At 65.3% G+C, this 1,118-nt stretch carries 2 protein-coding genes; both read right to left on the bottom strand.

Features of this window, described 5'->3' with window-relative positions; all coding sequences use genetic code 11:
* Positions 1-130, bottom strand: a 130-nt coding sequence (locus AC1D1P_RS23950) for an ATP-binding cassette domain-containing protein (RefSeq protein WP_477674735.1), incomplete at its 3' end; no start/stop codon positions are given.
* Complete coding sequence (miaA, locus tag AC1D1P_RS23945) at positions 127-1,101, bottom strand: tRNA (adenosine(37)-N6)-dimethylallyltransferase MiaA (protein ID WP_477674734.1); 975 nt, start codon at positions 1,099-1,101, stop codon at positions 127-129. The genes AC1D1P_RS23950 and miaA, both read right to left, overlap by 4 nt.
* Between the last annotated feature and the right edge of the window lie 17 nt (positions 1,102-1,118).

The raw sequence follows: 1,118 nt of genomic DNA, 5'->3' as shown, positions 1-1,118 counted from the left end.
GCGTTGATTTGCCGACGCCTGATTCGCCGATGATGGCGACGAACTCGCCGGGCTCAACATCCAGCGTGACATGGCTGAACACGGCGGTTGTGCCGTAGCGCTTGGCGAGGTTCCTGAGTTGAAGGCTCATGTCGTCTGCCCAACAGAAGCGTCAACCAGTGCAAGCACCTGCTGCAACGCATCGGCCGCATCGCAGGCCACGACCTGGCGCTGCGGCATGGAGCGCAGCCAGGTGATCTGGCGCTTGGCCAGCTGGCGCGTGGCGAAAATGCCTTTGTCGCGCAGCTCGGCCAGCGGGTAGTTGCCGTCCAGTGCTTCCCACGCCTGGCGGTAGCCGACGCAGCGCATCGAAGGCAAGTCGGGGTTGAGGTCGCCGCGTGCGCGCAGGGCTTTCACTTCGTCCATAAACCCGCCGGCCAGCATGGCGTCGAAGCGTTGGGCAATACGCTCGTGCAGCCAGCTGCGGTCTTGAGGTTCAAGGGAAATAAGGGCTGTAGCCATTGATGGCTGTGCGCCAGCAGCTATGGTTTTTGTAGCGTTTTGCTGGTGGAAGAACGACAGCGGCTGGCCTGACACGCGGAAAACCTCCAGCGCACGCGAAATGCGCTGCGAATCGTTCGGTGCGAGCCGGGCGGCGGTGACCGGGTCCACCCGGGCGAGTTCGGCATGCAGAGCCGGCCAGCCGTTGGCGGCTGCTTCGTCGGCTATCACGGTGCGCGCGGCGGGGTCGGCTTTGGGCATGTCGTCCAGCCCGTCGAACAGCGCCTTGAAGTACAGCATGGTGCCGCCCACCAGCAGCGGCAGTTTGCCGCGTCCGCGGATGTCTTCCATCAGCCGGTTGGCGTCGGCCACAAACTCGGCCGCGCTGTAGGCGTGCAGCGGGTCGCGGATGTCAATCAGGTGATGCGGCACAGCGGCCAGCTCGGCCGCTGTGGGCTTGGCAGTGCCGATGTCCATGCCGCGATAGACCAGTGCGGAATCGACGCTGATGATTTCCACCGCGTGGCGCTGTGCAATCGCCATGGCGGCGGCGGTTTTGCCGGAGGCCGTCGGTCCGGCCAGTGCGATGCCGCGCATGTCAGGCCCTGGCTGCGGCCTCATGGGCAGGCTCTCCGTAT

This window comes from Polaromonas sp. P1_E1_2 (assembly GCF_056406035.1).
The sequence above is the reverse complement of the archived record's forward strand: the minus strand, read 5'-3'. Positions and strand labels throughout refer to the sequence as shown.